Genomic DNA, 19,609 nt, shown 5'->3' with positions numbered 1-19,609 from the left:
GTCGCGCGTTGGCAAAGGAGCTGACATGACACGCCTCTCGCTTTTCCTCGGCCTTGCCGCATTCGCTGCCGCCTCCGTGCGGGCGGGTGAACTACCGGCGGAGATCAAGCAGACTGGGACATTGAAGCTGACGGTCAATTCGACCTATGCTCCGATGGAGTACCGTGATCCCACGACGAACGAACTCGTCGGCCTCGACATCGATCTGGCCAATGAGCTTGCCAAGCGGCTCGGCGTCAAAATCGTCTGGAGCGAAACGCCGTTCGCCGAACTCATCCCGTCGCTGCAGACCAAGCGCGCCGATTTCATCATCAGCGGCATTTCCGACCGTAGCTCACGGCGCGAGACCGCCGACTTCATCGACTACCTGACCACCGGACCGCAGTTCTTCGTTCTGGACGGGCATGAGGCAAAGGTCGCCGCCGATCTCTGCGGCAAGAAGGTCGGCACCACGCGCAGCACGAGCTTCCCGGTCGAGATCGAGAAGTGGAGCAAGCAGAACTGCGAAGCTGCAGGCAAGGCGGCCATTCAGTATGTTCCGGGCGAGAACTCGATCGACGTCCGCAACCAGCTCAAGCAGGGCCGCATCGACGCCGCCGTGCAGGGCAGCGAGACGCTGCCCTATGCCCAGCAGCAGGAAGCAGGCAAGTACCGTGTTGTCGGCGAGCCCTTCGCAATCGGCTATCAGGGCATCATGTTCCGCAAGGACGATGCTGCGCTCCGCGAGGTGGTGACGGAGCATCTCGCGGCGATGATCGTTGACGGCTCCTACAAGAAGATCCTCGCCAAATTTGGTTTGGGGGCGAATGCCGTCGCCAAGCCGATGATGAATGCGGCGCCGCAATGAGGGCGGCCCCGACGCTTGCGGAAGGCTTTCCCGATCTCTCGCAGATCCAGATCGCGCGGGAGATCCACTGGCGGCGGTGGCTGGCTGCGGCCGCGATCGTCGTGGTGCTGGCGGCCATCGCCCGTGCCTTTGCCGCCGGCCAGATCGAATGGTCCTATGTCAGCCGCTTCCTGACCGCGAAGGTGATCCTTGAGGGTATCGTCAACACCATGGTGATGGCGGTGCTCGCCATGGCGCTCGGCATCATCCTCGGCGTGGTCGTGGCGATCATGCGGCTGTCACCCAATCCGGTGCTGAAGTCGGTCGCTGCAGGCTACACCTGGCTGTTCCGTGGCACACCGCTGATCCTGCAACTGCTGCTCTGGTTCAATCTCGCACTGGTGTTTCCGACCATCGGCATTCCCGGCCTGTGGACGGCACGCGCCGTCGACGTCATGACGCCCTTCCTCGCAGCGCTGCTCGGACTCGGCATCAACCAGGGCGCCTATACGTCGGAGGTGATGCGCGCCGGCATGCTGTCTGTCGATGCCGGGCAGTATGAGGCGGCGCAGGCGATCGGGATGGGGCGGCTCCGCGCGCTGCGGCGGATCATCCTGCCGCAGGCGATGCGCGTGGTGATACCGCCGCTCGGCAATGAATTCATCGGCATGGTGAAGGCGACCTCGCTCGCCAGCGTGATCCAGTATCCCGAGGTGCTGCATAACGCCGAGAATATCTACTACGCCAATTCGCGCGTCATCGAACTCCTGATCGTCGCCGGCTGCTGGTATCTGCTGGTGGTATCGATCCTGACCCCGCTGCAGATGCTGCTCGAGCGCCGTTTTGCGCGTGGAACGGCACGGATCAACCGATGACGAAACCCCTCGTTGCGATCCGCTCCGTCAGCAAGGCCTTTGGAGAGTTCCAGGCTCTCAAGGATGTCTCGCTCGACGTGTGGCCCGGCGAGGTGCTTTGCCTGATCGGTGCGTCGGGCTCGGGCAAGACGACGCTGCTTCGTTGTATCAACCAGCTCACCATGATCGACAGCGGCGGCATCTGGCTAGATGGTGAACTGCTCGGCGTACGCGAAGAGGGTGGCAAGCTGCGCCGCCTGACCGAACGGCAGATCGCGCGCCAGCGGCTGAAAACCGGGATGGTGTTCCAGCGATTCAACCTATTTCCGCACAAGACGGCGCTGGAGAACATCACGGAAGGACCGGTGCAGGTGCAGGGCCGCTCGCTGGATGAGGTCCGCGCCGAGGCGATCGAGCTGCTGCGCCGGGTCGAGCTTGTGACGAAAGCAGACTCCTATCCGTCGCAGCTCTCAGGCGGTCAGCAGCAGCGCGTGGCGATCGCGCGCGCACTGGCGATGAAGCCGATGCTGATGCTGTTCGACGAGCCGACCAGCGCGCTGGATCCCGAGCTCGTGGGCGAGGTGCTGTCGGTCATGAAGGAGCTCGCGCGGAGCGGCATGACCATGATGGTGGTGACACATGAGCTTGGTTTTGCCCGCGAGGTCGCTGATCGCGTCGTCTACATGGACCATGGCGCCATCCTGGAGTCCGGGCGCGCCGCTGATGTTCTCGGGGCACCGCGCGAGGCGCGCACGCAGGCATTTCTGGCGGCAGTGATTTGATGGGGGGAAATTTCATGATCAGACTGATTGTCGCAGGCGTGCTTGGATTGGTCCTGGCCGGGCCGGCCTTTGCGATCGAGCTGCCAGCGGAGATTGCGAAGCGCGGCAGCATCAAGGTCGCAATCGTGCCGAACTATCCGCCGATGGAGTTCCGTGATCCCGCCACCAATGCGCTGGCCGGATTCGACATTGATCTCGGTGAGGCGCTCGGCCGCAAGCTCGGCGTCAAGCTGGAGTGGGAAGAGACCAGCTTCGCGCAGTTCATGCCGTCGATCTCGTCCGGGCGGGTGGATGCGATCCTGTCCGGCTTTACCGACTATGCGACGCGGCATGAGGCGGCAACCTTCGTCGATTATCTGCGCAGCGGCCCGCAGTTCTTTGTGCAGAAATCTCGTGCGGCCGAGTTCAAGGACATGGCGGCGCTGTGCGGCAAGAAGGTCGGCGCCAGCCGCCGCACCATGTTTCCGGATCAGATCACGGCGTGGAGCACGGCGCATTGCGGCAGCAACGCGATCGTATTCGTCGGCACGGAGGGCTCCGCCGACGCGCGCACGCAACTGAAGCAGGGGCGGATCGACGCGGCGGTCCAGGGCAATGAGACGCTGCCCTACATCATGGACCAGGAACCCGGCGCCTATGCGCCGGTTGGCCAGGCGATCGCGGCGCAGTTCACCGGGATCGCGTTGCCGGTCAAGGAGAAGGCACTGCAGCAGGCCTTTGTAGAGGCACTCGATGCGTTGATCGCCGACGGCACCTACCGCAGCCTGCTTGCAAAGTGGAAATTGACCGACAACGGCGTGGAGAAGGCGACCATCAATGCTGGACAGTAAGGCACTCCAGAGCATCCCGCTCGTCCCGGCGAACACCGCGGACCCGGCACCGAACTATCCCTGGCCGAAGCCGTGGACGTCGGCCATGTTCCTGTCGTTCGACGTCGACGCGGAAAGCGCCTGGACCAGTAAGGACGCCGTCCACGCGCAGCGTCTGATCACCATGAGCTATGGCGGCTATGAGGCGCGGGTCGGCACGCCGAAGCTTTTGGAGCTGCTCGACCAGCTCGATCTGAAGGCGACGTTCTTCGTTACGGGATGGTCGGTTGACGCGCATCCCGCAATGGCGGAATCCATCCTCAAGGCGGGCCATGAGATCGGCCATCATGGCTACCACCATCTGCTGCCCGACCCCGGCGATCCCTGGATCGAGGAGGAGCTGGAGCGGGGGTTTGAGGCGCTGAAGCGCCGGCTCGGCGTGAAGCCGATCGGCTATCGCGCACCCTATGGCGAGTTCACTGAGGAGCTGCGCCGGGCGCTGGTCCGGCACGGCATCGTCTACACCTCTTCGTTCCGCGACGACGTCCGCCCCTATCGCCATCGCCTCGCGGACGGCAAGCCCGGCACGATCGAGCTGCCGGTCACCGCGAGCTATGACGACTGGATGCACGGCCTCTCGGCGCGGTTCAGCCCGCGCTCGATCTTTCCCAAGGAGCATGTGCTCTCGATCTGGAAGGACGAGCTTGACGAGGTCCGCGACTGGGGCGCGATGGTGACCACCGTGCTGCATCCGCAATGCAGCGGCCGTCCGATGCGACTCCGTTTGCTCCGCGAGTTCCTGACCTACGCCAGATCCTGCCCGGACGTGTGGATCACGACCGGGGAGGCGATCGCAACAAACTTCCAGCACCACGAAACGGCGGGTCAATCGCGCTGATGAGCAGGGGCAAGTCGTCGATGCAGTTCTCTCGCCGGTCCCTGTTACGCGCTGCGGCGGTGGCGCCCGCGCTGTCGTTTCCGGGTATCGTGCGCGCGCAATCGCAGACCACGCTGCGCTTCATCCCCGTGATCGATCTGGCGTTCGTGGACCCGATTTATTCCACCGCACAGGTGTCGCGCAACCATGGCTTCATGGTCTACGACACGCTCTATGGCATCAACTCGGCGCTGGAAGTCTCGCCGCAGATGGTCTCGGGCCACGTCGTCTCCAATGACGGCAAGCAATGGGACCTGACGCTGCGCGACGGGCTGTTCTGGCATGACGGCGAGCGGGTGCTGGCGCGGGACTGCGTTGCCAGTATCCGCCGCTGGGCCTCGCGCGACGGGTTCGGCGGCGAATTGATGGCGGCAACCGAAGAGCTGTCCGCGCCGGATGACCGTACCATCCGCTTTCGCTTGCGGCGGCCGTTCCCGCTGCTGCCGCAGGCGCTCGGCAAGGCCGCGGTGCATGCCGCATTCATGATGCCCGAGCGGTTTGCGAGCCAGGATCCACTCAAGCCGATCACCGAAGTGATCGGCAGCGGGCCGTTCCGCTTCATCGCGGATGAGCGCGTGCCGGGCGTACGCAACGCCTATGCCCGGTTCGAGCGCTATCAACCTCGCCAGGACGGCAAGCCGGATTGGACCGCCGGTCCCAAGGTCGTGCACTATGACCGCGTTGTGTGGACCACGACGCCGGACCCGGGGACCGCCGTGGCGGCCCTCCAGACTGGCGAGCAGGATTGGCAGGAAACCACACCACACGATTTGCTACCCGTGCTGAAGCAGTCCGATGAGGTCGAAACGCGTGTGCTCGATCCCCGCGGCTATGCGTGCATGCTCCGCGTCAATCACCTGCAGCCGCCGTTCGACGATCCGGCGATCCGCCGTGCGCTGCTCGGCGCGATCGATCAGGCCGACTTCATGACCGCGGTCGCGGGCGGAGATCCGGCGTATCAGCTCTCGCCGATCGGCTATTTCGCACCGGGAACGCCGATGGCCAATGACGTCGGGCTCAGCGTCTTCCGCGGCCCGCGCGATATGGCTAAGGTGAAGGCCGATCTGGCGGCGGCCGGCTACGAAGGCGGGAAGGTCGTGCTGCTGTCGCCGAGCAATTCGGCCGCGCAAAAGCCGCTTGGCCAGATCGCCGCCGACATGCTGCGGAGGGCCGGGATGAACGTCGACCATCAGGCGCTCGACTTCGCGGTCGTGCTGCAGCGCCAGCTCAAGAAGGATCCAATCGACAAGGGCGGTTGGAGCGCTGCCGTCGGCAATTGGCAAGGCATCGACTGGCTCAACCCGGCCGGTAACACCAATCTGCGCGGCGAAGGCAAAGTCGCCGGATGGTACAGCAGCGAGAGGATGAGCGGCCTGCGCGGCCAGTGGCTCGCGGCTTCCTCGCTCGAAGAGCAACAGCGGATATGCCGCGAGATCCAGGCGCTGGCGTTTGAAGAGATCCCGTATTTTCCGATCGGCCTGTACAAGCAACCGACTACCTACCGCAAGAGTATCACCGGCATTCTCGACGGCACCGCGGTCTTCTGGAATGTGCGTCCATCATGAGCAGCATCGCGATCTTCGGCAGCTACGTGTTATCCCGCCGCGACGATACGCAGGATGTGCTTCGCGATCATTGGGTGCTGATCGAAGGCAAGAAGGTCGCGGCTATCACCAAGGACAGGCCGTCCGCCGCCGAGGTACATGATCGTCCCGGCCGCTTCATCCTGCCCGGCCTGATGAACTTGCACAATCATTGTTTCAGCGAGGCGGTGGCGCGCAGCAACACCGAGGATGGCAACGGCCGGCGCAACAATCAGAGCATCGTCTACACGGTGCTGTTGCCGCTGACCAAACGCGGCGCCGATCTGCTCTCGGCCGAGGAACGCCTTGCGGTCGCGCGGCTCGGCATCTTGCAGTTACTCAAGGGCGGGGCGACCACGGTGATGGAGCCGTTCCGCAACACAATTCCCGAGATGTTCGACGCCGCCGAGGAGATGGGAATCCGATTCTATGGCGCGCCATATCTGTTCTCGACCTCGGACGCCAAGGCCGGCTCGGACGGTGTGGTCAGATACGCCGGTGACGACGGCGCGGTCGACCTCGCCACCTGGAACGTGCTCTATCAGCGCTGGAACGGGTGTGGTGACGGACGGATTGGTCTCGCGATGAGCCCGCATGCGACCGACACCTGCGGACCTGATCTGCTTCGTGCTTGCGCGGCACGGGCCCGCGAGCTCGGCGTTCCCATCACCACCCATCTGGCGCAGAGCCGTGCCGAGGTGGAAACGATTGGCAAGCGTTATGACGGCCGCACGCCGGCCGAATATCTCGATTGGCTGGGCCTGCTGGCTCCTGATCTTCTCGCAGCGCATTGCATCGCAAGCTCCGACAGCGATCTGAAGCTGATGGCGGTGCGGGGCGCTGCGGTGTTGAATTGCCCGCGGGTGTTTGCCCGATCCGGCGTCACGGCGGCGTTCGGCCGGTTTGCCGAATATGGCGTGCGCACCGTGGTCGGCACCGACGGCTACAACATGGACCTGCTTGGCGAGCTCAATGCGGCCTCGATGATCTCCAAGCTTGCGCTGCAGCGGGCCGAGGTCGCGAGCGCGCCCGACCTGATCGAAGCGGTGACTGCGACCGCGGCTGCGCTGGTGAAGCGTCCGGATCTCGGGACAATTGCGCCCGGCGCAACGGCGGATCTGACCGTCATTGACATGACCCATCCGCACCTGCAGCCGCTGTTCGATCCGCGCCGCGCGCTGATCGCGCTCGGCAACCGCGCCAATGTCGATCAGGTCATCGTCGACGGCCGCTTGCTGATCGATGCGGGACGCTATGTTCACGGCGACGAGGCTGCGATCACCACCGCGGGGGCTGCAGCGATCGGCAAGATCTGGGATCTGCCGGAAGCGCAGGCCGCGTTCAATGGCTGAGGTCCCGCTGCACGATTTGCAAGGAGAACAACAACCATGCGCATGATCAACGTTGCCGCGGCCCAGATGGGCCCGATCCAGCGCGCGGAGGGGCGCGATGTCGTGGTCAGGCGCATGCTCGCGCTGATGGATGAGGCCAAGGCGAAAGGCGCGGACCTGATCGTCTATCCCGAGCTCGCGCTGACCACTTTCTTCCCGCGCTGGTACATGGAGAATCGCGCCGACGCCGATGGCTGGTTCGAGCGCGAGATGCCCAATGACGCCGTGCGGCCGCTGTTCGATCGCGCGGCCCGCCACGAGATAGCGATGAGCTTTGGCTATGCCGAACTGACGCCGGACGGCCATCATTTCAACACCGCGATCCTCACCGACCGCACCGGCAATATCGTTGGCAAATACCGCAAGATCCATTTGCCCGGCCATGCCGAGTTTGATCCGGAACGTACGCACCAACATTTGGAGAAACGCTATTTCGAGCCGGGCGATCTCGGCTTTCCGGTCTGGCGCAATCTCGGCGGCATCATGGGCATGGCCGTCTGCAACGACCGCCGTTGGCCGGAAACCTATCGCGTGATGGGCCTGCAGGGCGTCGAGATGGTGCTGATCGGCTACAACACGCCGTCGGTCAACGCGCAGAAGGGTGACGAAGGGCCGGAGAAGCGGCTGTTCCACAACCGCCTCTCGGCGCAGGCCGGTGCCTACCAGAATTCCTGCTGGGTGATTGCGGTCGCCAAGGCCGGTGACGAGGACGGCCATCGCTTGATCGGCGGCAGCATCATCGTCAATCCGGACGGCGAGATTGTCACCGAGGCCAAGACGGAGGATGACGAGCTGCTGGTGCATCCCTGCGATCTCGACGCCACCGCGTTCGGCAAAGAGACGATCTTCAATTTCGCCGCCCATCGTCGCACCGAGCATTATGGCCTGATCGCCAGCCGTACCGGCGCGATCCCGCCGACGTGAGCAAGGACGTCTAGCGATGACGAGCCTTTCCTTTCGCGACCTTGCGCCTCGGGACCGCTACAAGCTGCTGTGCGGCGTGGTGGTACCGCGACCGATCGCCTTCGTCACCACGATGGACGAGAACAGCGCGCTGAATGCGGCGCCGTTCAGCTTCTTCAACGTGTTCTCCGAGGACCCGCCGTTGATCGTGCTCGGCCTGCAGCATCATCCTGACGGCCGGTTCAAGGACACCACGCGCAACATTCACCGCACCGGCGAATTCGTCGTGCATATGGTGGACGAGGCGCTGGCGAAAGCGATGAACGACTGTGCGGTGGATTTCCCCTCCGGCGAGAGCGAGGTGGCGGCCGTGGGTCTGATGACGGAGGCCAGTACCGAGGTCAAGGTGCCGCGGCTGGCTGCGGCACCCTTTGCGCTGGAGTGCCGGCGGCAGGTCTCGCTCGCATTTGGTCCAGGCCGCGAGTTGCTGGTCGGCGAGGTCTTGCATCTGCATGCCCGCGAAGGTCTGGTCGATCCGGCGCGGATATATGTCGACATGGCGACCTATCAGCCCATCGGACGGCTGTTCGGCAATCTCTATTCGACCCAGCGCGACGTGTTTGCGATGGACCGCGAGAGCTACGACGATTGGCAGGCGAGGCGGGCGCGTGAAGCACGCTAGCCCGCCAATCACTGCGTCACGACGCGCCGAATTGCACGGCGCCGAGCGCCATGGTGACGGCGGCCTGGGTCGGATCGATCACCGGAATGCCGAGTGCGTCCTCGAGCGGCTTGCGATGGCGCGCCATGCCCGCGCAGCCCATCACGATGGCGCCAGCACCATCTTCTTCTCTCAGGGCGCGGCCGACCGTGATCATCTTCGCGAGCGTGCCTTCGCCCGATGCGGTTTCCGCAACGCTCATGTCGAGCGGACGCTCGCCGGCCAGCCGATCCATCAGGCCCATCTGGCGCAGATAGCGCATGTGCCGGCGGATCGAGCGCTGCGCGATCGCAATCACGCCAAAAGTCTCGGCGCGGGCCAGTGCGGTCAGCACGCCGCATTCGGCAATGCCCAGCACCGGCCGCGTGGTCGCCTCGCGGCAAACATGCAGGCCGGGATCGCTGTAGCAGGCGATCACGAAGGCTGCCGACTCGTTGTCGCCGGCGACGGCGCGCCGCAGCGGCATCACCACGCTTTCGGCATCGGCCTGGCTTTCGATGCCGTAGGGTCCTTCGGCCAAGGTCTCGCACACGATCTCTGGACCGTCGGCAAAGGACAGCGGCTTCAACGCATCGGCAAGGCCGGCGGTGACCACGCGGTTGGAGTTCGGATTGATGACCATGATGCGCGGTCGGGGCATGGGAGGTTCCTGTTTGGGCAGTGTTGACGGTGCGAAACAGAGGCAATCACTATGCCATGGACAGCATGAAGCGGTCATGCGCAGGGCGCAAGGGCGCGCCGCGACGAAAACAGGCACCGATGAATTTCGAAGGTTACGCAAGGAGACACCGTCATGACCGAACCCGCCTATGACCTGATCATCCGCGGTGGGCGCGTCGCCACGACCACCGACGTGTTCGAGGCAGACGTGGCGATCGCAGGCGAGGCCATCGTTGCGGTCGGGCGCGGGCTCGGTCCGGCCAAACGCGAGATCGACGCGCGCGGCAAGCTCGTGCTGCCCGGCGGCGTCGACAGTCATTGTCATATCGAGCAGTTGTCTGCTGCCGGCATCATGAATGCCGACACCTTCGAGAGTGCCACGACGTCGGCGGCCTTCGGCGGCACGACCTCGGTCATCTCCTTTGCCGCTCAGCATGTCGGGATGCAATTGGGGCAGGTGCTGGAGGACTATCACGCGCTGGCGCGCAGAGGCGCGGTGATCGACTACGCGTTTCACATGATCATCGCCGATCCGACCAAGGAAACGCTGGAGCGCGACCTTCCGCTGCTGATCCGTCAGGGCCATGGCTCGATCAAAATCTTCATGACCTATGACCGACTGAAGATCGACGACGAGCCGCTGCTCGACATTCTCGTTGCCGCGCGCGAGGGCGGCGCGATGCTCTGCGCCCACGCCGAGAACCACGGCATCATCTCCTGGATGGTGAAACGGCTGTTGGCGCGCGGCTACTCTCACCCGAAATATCACGCTATCAGCCATGCGCGCTTTTCGGAGGCCGAGGCGTTCAACCGCCTGATCGGCATGGCGGCGCTGGTCGACCAGCCGATCATGATCTTCCATGTCTCGACCGCCGAGGGCGCGCAGACGATCCGCGATGCCCGCGGGCAGGGGTTGAAAGTATTTGCCGAGACCTGCCCGCAATATCTGTTCCTCACCGCCGACGATCTCGACAAGCCGGGCGCGGAGGGGGCCAAATGGATGTGCAGCCCGCCACCGCGCCGCAAGGACGACCAGGAGGCGCTGTGGAAGGCGTTGGCGCTCGGCGACTTGCAAACCATCTCCTCCGACCATGCGCCGTATCGCTTCGACGAGACCGGCAAGCTGCGCGCCGGGCCGAACCCTAACTTCAAGCAGGTGGCCAACGGCCTGCCGGGCCTCGAGATGCGGCTGCCGCTGCTGTTCGACGCGATGGTTTCCAAGGGGCGGCTCGGCCTGGAGAAATTCGTCGAGCTGACCGCGACCGCGCCGGCCAAGATCTACAATCTGCATCCGCGCAAGGGCTCGATCGCCGTTGGCGCTGACGCCGATATCGCGATCTGGGATCCCGATCGCCGTATTACCGTCACCGACGCGATGATGCATGACCTGGCCGGCTACACGCCGTTCGCCGGCCGTTCGCTGCAGGGCTGGCCGGTGACGGTGCTCTCCCGCGGCCGCGTCATCGTCGAGAGCGGCAAACTGAACGCGTCGCCGGGCTCCGGCCGCTTCCTTGCCCGCAGCGGCGGCGAGGCGGCGAAGCCGACCGGTCGATTGGTCGCGGACATGAGCCCGGAGCAGAATTTTGGCGCCAAGCTATTGTGAGCGGTCAGCGCGATGAACGTCGTGATCTTCGGCGGCGCAGGTTTTGTCGGGCTCAATATCGCGGAGCAGCTGCTTGCCCGCGGCAATGAGGTCACGCTGTTCGATCAGGCCGAATTGCCGGCGGAGGCGCGCTGCGTCTTTGCACCTTACGGTGAACGCTTGCGTGTGCTGCGAAGGGACGTGACCGACCGCAGCGCGGTTGATGCCGCAGTCGGGGCGGCATGCGATGCCGTGGTGCTGGGCGCCGCGATCACGGCAGGCGCAGCGCGCGATGCCGCCGAGCCGGAGCGTATCCTGGCCGTCAATCTGCTGGCGCAGGTGCCGATACTGATCGCTGCGAGCAAAGCAAACGTGCGGCGGGTGATCAACCTGTCGTCCGCTGCAAGCTATGGCGCGAGCGGCCGGCATTATCCGCTGCTCGAAGAGACGACGCCCTGCGATCCGCAATCGCTGTATGCGATCACGAAATTCGCCTCCGAGCGTGTGGTGGCGCGGCTCTCCGACCTCTGGCAGGCCGATGTGATCAGCGTCCGGCTCTCGGGCGTGTTCGGCCCGCACGAGCGTGCCGGCGGTGTCCGCGACACGCCGTCGCCGCAGGCGCTGATCGTCGATTGCGCGCGGCGGGGCGCGCCGGCGTTGCTCAGCGAGCCCGGCGCGCGGGACTGGGTCTATGCAGCCGACGTCGCCGATGCCGTCGGCGTGCTGCTCGATGCCGTCCAGCCTCGCCACAAGCTTTACAATATCTCGAGCGGCGTAACCTTCACCGCCGAAGCCTGGGGCAAGGCTTTTGCTGACCCGGACGGCGGTTTCGTTTGCCGCGTGGCTGTCTCCGGTGAGACACCAACCGTGACGGTGCACGGCCTGACCCGGGCGCCGCTATCGGTACAGCGCATGGCCGACGAATTCGGATGGCGCGCCAAATATGGCTGCGAGGAGTCCGCGGAGCATATGCGGCGCTGGTTGCATGATCATGATCGGGGAGGCGCCTGAGATGAAGCTGGCGGGCAGGGTGGCCATCATTACAGGCGGCGGCTCCGGGATCGGCCGGGCCAGCGCCGTTCTGTTCGCCCGCGAAGGCGCCTTCGTTGCGCTGGTCGATCGCGATGCCGACGGTGCGGCCGAAACGCTGGCCATGATTCGCCAACAGGGTGGCAGCGGCAGCGTCCATGTCGGTGATGTCGGTGACGCCGATTTTGCAAGCCCCACCGTCGAAAGTGTCGCAACAAGCCGCGGCAGGCTCGACGTGCTGATGACCTCTGCCGGCTTCTCCTGCGGCGGCACCGTGATCACGACCTCACCAACGGATTGGGACGCGGTATTCCGCGCCAATGTCGGCGGCACCTGGTTGTGGGCGCGAGCGGCCGTGCCGGTCATGCAGCGGCAAGGCAAGGGCGCCATCGTCACGCTGGCGTCGCAGCTGGCGATCGCCGGCGGCAAGGACAACAGCGCCTATATTGCTGCCAAGGGGGCCATCGTCAGCCTGACCCGCACCATGGCGGTCGATTTTGCCACCGATGGCATCCGCGTCAACGCGTTGGCGCCCGGCGCGATCGACACGCCGCTGCTACGCCGCAGTTTTGCACGCCATGCCGATCCCGAGCCGGTGCGCGAAGCCTCGCGGCAGCGTCACGCCATGAAGCGATTCGGCAGCGCCGACGAAGTGGCCGCCGCCGCGCTCTTTCTCGCCGGTGACGATTCCTCCTTCGTCACCGGTACGGTGCTTGCAGTCGATGGCGGGTGGCTCGCGGCATGAGTGATGGTCTTGCAGCACTCGCGGTTCAGGTCCGCGCCGATCTTGCCAAGACGGCGCATCCGTGCATGCCCTGGCTGACGCCGATGACTGCTCCCGATGGCGGCCGCGCTCTGGATGTGCTCATTGTTGGGGCCGGTCAATCGGGTCTTGCGACGGCTTTCGGCCTGCAGCGCTCACAGGTCACCAACATCCTCGTGCTCGACAAGGCGGATGAGGACTTCGAAGGCCCCTGGCTGACCTATGCGCGGATGCCGACCCTGCGCAGTCCGAAGGATTACACCGGACCGGATCTCGACCTGCCGAGCCTGACCTATCAGGCCTGGCATGAGGCCAAGTTCGGAACGGAGAGCTGGCGCGATCTTGGTCTGATCCCGCGCGAATATTGGGCGGCCTATTTGTTGTGGTATCGCAAGGTGCTTGATTTGCCGGTGCGCAATGGCTGCGAGGTGACCGATATCGCACCCGGGGTAAACGGCCTGCTGCAGGCAACAGTGAGGACTGCCCGTGGCGTGGAGATGCTTTACGCCCGCAAGATCGTGCTCGCGACGGGACAGGAAGGCATGGGCGATTGGGGCATTCCCGAACCGTTGCAGCATCTGTCGGCGTCGCGATGCGTCACCTGCGCGGCGCCGACAGATTTCACCGCGCTACGCGGCAAGCGAGTCGCGGTGATTGGCGCAGGCGCCTCGGCCTTCGATAACGCGGCAATGGCACTCGAGGCAGGTGCGGGCGCCGTGCATTTGCTATGCCGGCGCGCTGCGATCCAGCTGGTGCAGCCCTATCGATGGCTGACCTTCCGCGGCTTCCTCAGGCATTTCTCCGAGCTCGACGATTCCTGGCGCTGGCGCTTCATGCGTGCGATCCTCGAGCTGCGCGAGGGATTTCCGCAAGCCACCTATGATCGCTGCGCCCAACATGCGACATTCCATCTGCACGAGGGCGCAGCTGTCGAGGGAGCGCGGGAGACCGTTGACGGCCTGCTGCTGCGCACGCCACGTGGCGAGATCGCGGTCGATTTCGTTATCTGCGCCACCGGCGTCATGATGGATTTCGCCGGTCGCCCCGAACTGAAGCGGTGCGCCGATAACATCGCGCGCTGGGCCGACTGCTACACGCCGCCGCCGCAGGAACAGAGCCCGCGCCTTGGCGCCTTTCCTTATCTAACGGACGATTATGCCTTCCGCGAGCGAGCGGCTGGGCGAACGCCGTGGATCTCCGACATTCACCTGTTCGCCATCGCCTCGACCATGAGCTTTGGTCCGTCCGGCTCCTCGATCAATGCGATGACGACGGCGGTGCCGAAGCTGGTCCACGGCCTCACGCGCGGCCTGTTCCGCGCCGATATCGACAAGCACTGGGCGGCATTCCAAGCCTATGATGTACCTCAGGCTGTGATCCGGCGCACGCCGGCGACTGCGGCGGGGGACGCGTGACGACGGCACGCAAACGAGCATCCTGCCGATGCATTCCACTGCGACGAAGAAGCATGCCAAACTGCCCGCTTCTGGCACATGATTTGCTGCCATTTCGGGCGTGCGCGGCCTAACAAAGGACAGAAGCGATGTACCCCGTGATTTCCAGGCATCTGATTTCGGCGTCCGCCGTTCTTCTTTCGGTGACATTGATTGCGCCCGCGGCCTACGCGCAGAGCCGCGCTGAGACCTTGCGCTACGTGACAGCGGCAACGGTCAACACGCTCGATCCCAACATTCCCGGCTCGACCCGCGAAGCCTTCGCGCTCAGCATGAGCAGCTATGACCGGCTGGTGTCGTTCGGCCGCAAGCAGCTCAACGGCAAATGGGTGTTCGATCTCGATACCATCAATGGCGAGCTCGCGGAGTCCTTCAGCGTCAGCCCCGATGGCTTGAAGCTCACCTTCAAACTCCGTCCCGACGCCAAGTTCCATGACGGCTCGCCGGTCACCGCAGAAGACGTGAAATGGTCGCTCGACCGTTGCGTCACCGCGCCGGTGCTCGGCAAGGCGCAATTGCTGACGGGCTCGATGACCAGCGCCGACCAGTTCAAGGTGATCGATCCCCTGACCTTTGAAGTGACATTGCCGCGGCCCGACAAGCTGGCGCTGCCGAACCTTGCGACCGTCTATCCCATCATCCTCAATTCCAAGCTCGCCAAGTCGCACGCGACGCCTGAGGATCCCTGGGCGCTGAGCTGGCTGAAGGAGAACGAGGCGGGCAGCGGCGCCTATATCGTCGAAACGTTCAAGCCGGGCGAGCAGGCGATCGCAAAGCGCAACGAGGCCTGGAATCGCGGCTCGTCGGACAAACCGGCGTCCTTCAAGCGGCTGATCATCCAGTCGGTACCGGAGGCGGCGACGCGCGCCAATCTGGTCGAGCGCGGCGACGCCGACCTCGTGATCGACCTGCAGGCCAGCGACGTGCAGGCGCTGGAAGCCAAAGGCAAGCTGAAGGTGATTTCGACGCCGCAATACAATGCGGTGACCTTCATCTCGATGAACAACAAGATCCCACCGTTCGACAACGTCAACGTCCGCCGGGCAGTCGCCGCGGCGCTACCCTATGATGACATGTTCAAGGCGGCGCTGTTCGGCCGTGGTGCGCCGCTGTTCGGTGCCAGCTGGACCGACGGCAAGCCACCGAGCGGCGGCTATCCGATTCCGCAACCGGTCAAGCTCGATCTGGAGAAGGCGCGGGCTTATCTGAAGGAGGCTGGCGTGCCCGAAGGTTTTGCCACGACCTTCAGCTTCAACGTCGGCCAGGCCTCGACTGCCGAGCCGATGGCCGCCCTGGTTAAGGAATCGCTGGAGAAGATCGGTATCAAGGTCGATATCCAGAAGCTGCCAGATGCGCAGATGTCCACTGCGATCAATGAGAAGAAGCTGCCCTTCTTCACCGAAGGCATCGTCGCCTGGCTGCCGTCGACCGATTATTTCTACCGCAACTTCTACACCGGCAATCAGCGCTGGAACTATTCCTCCACGGACAATGCCGAGTTGGAGAAGATCGCGCAGGCGGCGCGCTTCGAGCCGGACAAGGCGAAGTACGAGGCGGAAGGCAAGGAGCTCAACGCCATCCATTTCGAGCAAATGTTCCAGGTCCCGCTCTGGCAGCCGGCGCAGGACGCGGTGATGGCCGCCAATCTCGACGGCTACGTCTACCAATTCACCCGCCAGGTGGATTATCGTAATCTGAGCCGCAAATAGCAGCGGAGCTGGGAGCGCGGCGGAGACCATGGGCACGATCGGTGCAACTTTGATCCGGGCCGGGAGGCGGTTTCTCTCGTCGCTGCCGGCGCTGTTCGGCGTGCTGGTCTTCACCTTCCTCCTGATGCGGGTGTTGCCAGGCGATCCCGCCGTGTTCTTTGCCTCCGGTCCCAGTGCCGGCAAGGAGGAGATCGAGATCGTCCGCAAGCAGCTCGGGCTGGACCGGTCGTTGCCGGAGCAGCTCGGCATCTATCTCTACGATGTCGGCCGCGGCAATCTCGGTCGGTCCATGATGACGGGGCAGCCGGTCGCCAAGGACCTGCGGCAGCGGCTGCCGGCCTCGCTCGAGCTCACGCTGACCGCGCTCGTGATCGCGCTGATCGCGGCGGTGCCGCTCGGCGTGCTGGCCGCGCTGCGGCCGAACTCGCTGCTCGATCACGGCGTACGGCTGTTCTGCTCGCTCGGTGTCTGCGTGCCGACCTTCGTCTCCGGACTGCTGCTGATCTATGTGTTCTACTATCTGCTGGGCCTTGCCCCCGATCCGACGGGACGGCTCGACGTCTTCGCCCCGGTGCCGCCGGCGCGCACCGGCTTTCTGATGGTGGATTTCCTGCTCGCGGGTGACTTCGAGGGCTGGTGGGCCGCGGCACGTCAGTTGATGCTGCCGGCCTTCACGATGGCACTGTTCGTGATCGCGCCGCTCGCCCGCATCACCCGCGCCTCGATGCTGGTGTCGCTCGGCAGCGATTTCGTGCGTACCGCGCGCTCGATCGGCCTGTCGCGCTGGCAGATCGTGGTGACCTATGCGCTGCGGAATGCAATCCTGCCCGTGATCACCATCGCCGGCATCGTGTTCTCGACCATGCTCGGTGCCAACGTGCTGGTCGAGAAAGTGTTCTCCTGGCCGGGCGTTGCGTCCTACGCGCTCGATGCGCTGTTGGTCTCCGACTATGCGCCGGTGCAGGGCTTTGTGCTATTGATGGCCAGCATCTTCGTCGTGGTCAATCTCCTGGTCGATGTGCTCTACGGCATCGCCGATCCCAGGGCGACGGTCGCATGAGCCTGACAGAAACATCGTCGGGGCTCCGTCACGCCGTGTGGGTGCTGCGCGGCAATCTCGTCACCGCGACCGCCGCCGCCGGGGCGATATTGCTGGCGCTGATCGCGATCTTCGGCCCCATGCTGGTGCCCTATGATCCCGTCGCTTCGGACGTGCCGCGCGCGCTGCAGCCGCCGAGCGCACTACACTGGGCCGGCACCGACCAACTCGGCCGCGATGTCTTCAGCCGATTGATCGTCGCCACGCGGCTCGATCTCGCCATTGCCGTGACGGCCGTCAGTGTGTCCTTCGTGATCGGCGCGGTGATCGGCTCGCTCTGCGGCTATGTCGGCGGCAAGCTCGATCGTGCGATCGGCCGGTTCGTCGACGTGCTGATGGCCTTTCCGCTGTTCGTGCTCGCCATGGCCATGGTCGCCGCGCTCGGCAATCGGGTCGAAAATATCGTCATCGCGACCGCGATCATCAATCTGCCGTTCTACATCCGCTTCGCTCGCGCGGAGGTAAACGTCCGCCGCAATCTCGGTTGGGTCGAGGCGGCGCGTGCCTGCGGCGACGGGCATGTCTCCGTCGTGCTGCGCTTCTTGCTACCCAACGTGCTGCCGGCGATGGCAGTGCAGATGTCGCTCAATCTCGGCTGGGCGATCCTCAATGCCGCGGGCCTCTCCTTCATCGGCCTGGGCGTCAAGCCGCCGACGCCGGAGTGGGGCATCATGGTCGCCGAGGGCGCGCGCTTCATCTCGACGGGCCGCTGGTGGCTGGTGTCGTTTCCGGGTCTGGCCCTGATGCTGGCCGTGCTCTGCTTCAATCTTCTCGGCGACGGGTTGCGCGATATCCTCGATCCGCGCATGCGCACATGATGTCGCCACTGCTCGAAATCGATAATCTCGGCGTGACGTTCTCGACCCGACGCGGGCTCGTCGAGGCGCTGCGGGGCGTCTCGCTGTCGCTGCAGTCGGGTGAAATGCTCGGCCTCGTCGGCGAGAGCGGGTCCGGTAAATCCGTGACCGGATTCGCGGTGACGGGCCTGCTCGACAAGGCGGGCCGCATCACGGCCGGTCGTGTCAAGTTCAAGGGCCAGGACATCACGCGCGCGTCGGGGGCGGAGCTCCGCAACTTGCACGGCGCCAACATGGCGATGATCTTCCAGAATCCGCGCGCCGCGCTCAATCCGATCCGTCCCGTCGGTGCCCAGATCTCCGATGCCATCCTTTCGCATCGGCGGCTCTCGAAACAGGAGGCGCGGGCCGAGGCGCTGAAGCTGTTGCACGCGGTGCAGATCCGCGATCCGGAGCGACGGCTGGACGCCTATCCGCACGAGCTCTCCGGCGGCATGTGCCAGCGCGTGATGATCGCGATCGCGATTTCCTGCAATCCATCGCTTCTGATTGCCGACGAGCCGACCACCGGCCTCGATGTTACGACACAGAAGGTGGTAATGGACCTTTTGGCGCGCGTCGTCGCCGAACGCGGCATGACGACAATCCTCATTACCCACGACCTTGGTCTCGCGGCACACTATTGCCGACGCGTAGTGGTGATGGAGCAGGGGCGGCTCGTGGAAGAGGGCGCGCCACAGACATTGTTTCGGGCGCCGCAGCACGCCTATACCAAGCGACTGGTTGCGTCATCGCCGACCGCGACATCGCGTGTCGGCGACCTCGTGCCGGCTGACGAAGCTCTGTCGGTTCTCGAGGTGAAGGAGCGGCCGACGCCCGCGCCGGGCACACCGCCGCTGCTCGACGTCCAGCACATCGTCAAGCGTTTTGACGACGGCGCCGCCGCAGTGGCGGATTTCTCGATGACCATGGCGGCGGGCGAGAGCGTCGGCCTGGTCGGTGAGTCCGGCTCCGGCAAGAGCACCACCGCGCGCATGATCTGCCGGCTGATCGATCCGAGCGAGGGCGATATCCTGTTCGACGGCTATTCGATAGCAAAGTTGCCGGCGCGCGATTTTCATCGCTCGTCGCTGCGCAAGGAGATCCAGATCGTCTTTCAGGATCCGCATGAGAGCCTCAATCCGCGCTTTACCGCGTTCGACTGCATTGCCCATCCGCTGCTGCGGCTCGCGGGCCTGCGCCCAGGCGACGCGCTGCGTTCCCGGGTCGAGGAGTGCGCCGACCGCGTCGGTCTGCCGCGAGAATTGTTGTCACGCTTCCCGCATCAATTGTCGGGTGGCCAGAAGGCACGTATCGGCATTGCCCGCGCCATTGCGTGCCGGCCGCGTTTGCTGGTGCTCGATGAGCCTACTGCGGCGCTCGACGTCTCGGTGCAGGCCGTGGTGCTGCAGCTGCTCGACCGGCTTCGGCGCGAGGACAATCTCGCCTTCCTGTTCGTTAGTCACGACCTCAACGTGGTGCGCATGATGTGCAGCCGTACCATCGTGCTGCGCGCCGGCGGCATCGTCGAGCAGGGCGAGAGCCTCGCTCTGTTTACCAATCCGCAGACTGATTACACGCGCGAACTGATCGAAGCTATTCCACACATTGATTCGCCTGCTTCGCTTCTGCCCGCCTGATTTCGTGATCTCGTGTTTCGTTGATGGGGCC

General features: G+C 64.6%; 18 protein-coding genes. 17 read left to right on the top strand and 1 reads right to left on the bottom strand.

The window, feature by feature from the left end; translation table 11 throughout:
- Window positions 1-25: 25 nt before the first annotated feature.
- The 9 genes from XH85_RS29590 to XH85_RS29550 are packed head-to-tail and all read left to right on the top strand — an operon-like array spanning window position 26 to window position 8,767.
- Window positions 26-847 (top strand): ABC transporter substrate-binding protein, encoded by an 822-nt coding sequence (locus XH85_RS29590; RefSeq protein ID WP_128934640.1) that lies wholly within the window; start codon window positions 26-28, stop codon window positions 845-847.
- Window positions 844-1,701, top strand: a complete 858-nt coding sequence (locus tag XH85_RS29585) for an amino acid ABC transporter permease (protein ID WP_128934639.1) — start codon at window positions 844-846, stop codon at window positions 1,699-1,701. The genes XH85_RS29590 and XH85_RS29585 overlap by 4 nt, the downstream gene beginning before the upstream one ends.
- Entirely contained in the window at window positions 1,698-2,462 is a 765-nt protein-coding gene (locus XH85_RS29580; protein WP_128934638.1) for an amino acid ABC transporter ATP-binding protein, read from the top strand. The genes XH85_RS29585 and XH85_RS29580 overlap by 4 nt, the downstream gene beginning before the upstream one ends.
- A gap of 14 nt (window positions 2,463-2,476) precedes the next feature.
- A complete protein-coding gene (locus XH85_RS29575; protein ID WP_128934637.1) occupies window positions 2,477-3,292 on the top strand; it encodes an ABC transporter substrate-binding protein in 816 nt (271 codons plus the stop codon).
- Window positions 3,279-4,169, top strand: coding sequence for a polysaccharide deacetylase family protein (locus tag XH85_RS29570; RefSeq protein ID WP_128934636.1), 891 nt, complete (start codon window positions 3,279-3,281; stop codon window positions 4,167-4,169). The genes XH85_RS29575 and XH85_RS29570 overlap by 14 nt, the downstream gene beginning before the upstream one ends.
- 20 nt (window positions 4,170-4,189) lie before the next feature.
- Window positions 4,190-5,773, top strand: a complete 1,584-nt coding sequence (locus XH85_RS29565; RefSeq protein ID WP_128937473.1) for an ABC transporter substrate-binding protein — start codon at window positions 4,190-4,192, stop codon at window positions 5,771-5,773.
- Entirely contained in the window at window positions 5,770-7,143 is a 1,374-nt protein-coding gene (locus tag XH85_RS29560; protein WP_128934635.1) for an amidohydrolase family protein, read from the top strand. Before XH85_RS29565 ends, XH85_RS29560 begins: the two co-directional genes overlap by 4 nt.
- Window positions 7,144-7,179: 36 nt before the next feature.
- The gene (locus XH85_RS29555; RefSeq protein WP_128934634.1) at window positions 7,180-8,106 is read left to right on the top strand and encodes an N-carbamoyl-D-amino-acid hydrolase; all 927 of its coding nucleotides are present in this window, start codon (window positions 7,180-7,182) and stop codon (window positions 8,104-8,106) included.
- Window positions 8,107-8,122: 16 nt separating this feature from the next.
- Window positions 8,123-8,767, top strand: a complete 645-nt coding sequence (locus tag XH85_RS29550; RefSeq protein ID WP_128934633.1) for a flavin reductase family protein — start codon at window positions 8,123-8,125, stop codon at window positions 8,765-8,767.
- A 16-nt stretch (window positions 8,768-8,783) separates the two neighbouring features.
- Here the strand turns inward: XH85_RS29550 and XH85_RS29545 are convergent, their stop codons facing one another.
- Window positions 8,784-9,446, bottom strand: coding sequence for an aspartate/glutamate racemase family protein (locus XH85_RS29545; protein WP_128934632.1), 663 nt, complete (start codon window positions 9,444-9,446; stop codon window positions 8,784-8,786).
- Window positions 9,447-9,599: 153 nt separating this feature from the next.
- Between XH85_RS29545 and hydA the strand changes: the two genes are divergently transcribed.
- The 8 genes from hydA (at window position 9,600) to nikE (ending at window position 19,578) form a co-directional block, all read left to right on the top strand.
- Complete coding sequence (hydA, locus tag XH85_RS29540) at window positions 9,600-11,069, top strand: dihydropyrimidinase (RefSeq protein WP_128934631.1); 1,470 nt, start codon at window positions 9,600-9,602, stop codon at window positions 11,067-11,069.
- 12 nt (window positions 11,070-11,081) lie between these two features.
- On the top strand, window positions 11,082-12,059 hold the full coding sequence (locus tag XH85_RS29535; protein WP_128934630.1) for an NAD-dependent epimerase/dehydratase family protein: 978 nt from the start codon (window positions 11,082-11,084) through the stop codon (window positions 12,057-12,059).
- A 1-nt stretch (window position 12,060) separates the two neighbouring features.
- Window positions 12,061-12,822 carry an SDR family oxidoreductase gene (locus XH85_RS29530; RefSeq protein ID WP_128937472.1) on the top strand — a complete coding sequence of 254 codons (762 nt, stop codon included), beginning with the start codon at window positions 12,061-12,063 and terminating at the stop codon, window positions 12,820-12,822.
- The gene (locus XH85_RS29525; RefSeq protein ID WP_128934629.1) at window positions 12,819-14,255 is read left to right on the top strand and encodes an NAD(P)-binding domain-containing protein; all 1,437 of its coding nucleotides are present in this window, start codon (window positions 12,819-12,821) and stop codon (window positions 14,253-14,255) included. The genes XH85_RS29530 and XH85_RS29525 overlap by 4 nt, the downstream gene beginning before the upstream one ends.
- 128 nt (window positions 14,256-14,383) lie before the next feature.
- Entirely contained in the window at window positions 14,384-16,003 is a 1,620-nt protein-coding gene (locus tag XH85_RS29520; protein ID WP_128934628.1) for an ABC transporter substrate-binding protein, read from the top strand.
- A gap of 28 nt (window positions 16,004-16,031) precedes the next feature.
- Window positions 16,032-17,063: an ABC transporter permease gene (locus tag XH85_RS29515; RefSeq protein WP_128934627.1), complete on the top strand. Its 1,032-nt coding sequence runs from the start codon at window positions 16,032-16,034 to the stop codon at window positions 17,061-17,063.
- Complete coding sequence (locus XH85_RS29510; protein WP_128934626.1) at window positions 17,060-17,920, top strand: ABC transporter permease; 861 nt, start codon at window positions 17,060-17,062, stop codon at window positions 17,918-17,920. The genes XH85_RS29515 and XH85_RS29510 overlap by 4 nt, the downstream gene beginning before the upstream one ends.
- Complete coding sequence (gene nikE / locus XH85_RS29505) at window positions 17,917-19,578, top strand: nickel ABC transporter ATP-binding protein NikE (RefSeq protein ID WP_128934625.1); 1,662 nt, start codon at window positions 17,917-17,919, stop codon at window positions 19,576-19,578. Before XH85_RS29510 ends, nikE begins: the two co-directional genes overlap by 4 nt.
- Window positions 19,579-19,609: the final 31 nt, after the last annotated feature.

This window comes from Bradyrhizobium zhanjiangense (assembly GCF_004114935.1).
In the GTDB taxonomy this organism is placed as follows: domain Bacteria; phylum Pseudomonadota; class Alphaproteobacteria; order Rhizobiales; family Xanthobacteraceae; genus Bradyrhizobium; species Bradyrhizobium zhanjiangense.
Note: the sequence above shows the minus strand (reverse complement) of the source record. Positions and strands in the feature narration are given on the sequence as shown.

Coding starts and splice junctions, on each gene's coding strand:
- XH85_RS29585 (WP_128934639.1), top strand. CDS start 844: ATGAGGGCGGCCCCGACGCTTGCGGAAGGCTTTCCCGATCTCTCGCAG.
- XH85_RS29525 (WP_128934629.1), top strand. CDS start 12,819: ATGAGTGATGGTCTTGCAGCACTCGCGGTTCAGGTCCGCGCCGATCTT.
- XH85_RS29520 (WP_128934628.1), top strand. CDS start 14,384: ATGTACCCCGTGATTTCCAGGCATCTGATTTCGGCGTCCGCCGTTCTT.
- XH85_RS29570 (WP_128934636.1), top strand. CDS start 3,279: ATGCTGGACAGTAAGGCACTCCAGAGCATCCCGCTCGTCCCGGCGAAC.
- XH85_RS29590 (WP_128934640.1), top strand. CDS start 26: ATGACACGCCTCTCGCTTTTCCTCGGCCTTGCCGCATTCGCTGCCGCC.
- hydA (WP_128934631.1), top strand. CDS start 9,600: ATGACCGAACCCGCCTATGACCTGATCATCCGCGGTGGGCGCGTCGCC.
- XH85_RS29580 (WP_128934638.1), top strand. CDS start 1,698: ATGACGAAACCCCTCGTTGCGATCCGCTCCGTCAGCAAGGCCTTTGGA.
- XH85_RS29550 (WP_128934633.1), top strand. CDS start 8,123: ATGACGAGCCTTTCCTTTCGCGACCTTGCGCCTCGGGACCGCTACAAG.
- nikE (WP_128934625.1), top strand. CDS start 17,917: ATGATGTCGCCACTGCTCGAAATCGATAATCTCGGCGTGACGTTCTCG.
- XH85_RS29535 (WP_128934630.1), top strand. CDS start 11,082: ATGAACGTCGTGATCTTCGGCGGCGCAGGTTTTGTCGGGCTCAATATC.
- XH85_RS29530 (WP_128937472.1), top strand. CDS start 12,061: ATGAAGCTGGCGGGCAGGGTGGCCATCATTACAGGCGGCGGCTCCGGG.
- XH85_RS29575 (WP_128934637.1), top strand. CDS start 2,477: ATGATCAGACTGATTGTCGCAGGCGTGCTTGGATTGGTCCTGGCCGGG.
- XH85_RS29545 (WP_128934632.1), bottom strand. CDS start 9,446: ATGCCCCGACCGCGCATCATGGTCATCAATCCGAACTCCAACCGCGTG.
- XH85_RS29515 (WP_128934627.1), top strand. CDS start 16,032: ATGGGCACGATCGGTGCAACTTTGATCCGGGCCGGGAGGCGGTTTCTC.
- XH85_RS29560 (WP_128934635.1), top strand. CDS start 5,770: ATGAGCAGCATCGCGATCTTCGGCAGCTACGTGTTATCCCGCCGCGAC.
- XH85_RS29510 (WP_128934626.1), top strand. CDS start 17,060: ATGAGCCTGACAGAAACATCGTCGGGGCTCCGTCACGCCGTGTGGGTG.
- XH85_RS29555 (WP_128934634.1), top strand. CDS start 7,180: ATGCGCATGATCAACGTTGCCGCGGCCCAGATGGGCCCGATCCAGCGC.
- XH85_RS29565 (WP_128937473.1), top strand. CDS start 4,190: ATGCAGTTCTCTCGCCGGTCCCTGTTACGCGCTGCGGCGGTGGCGCCC.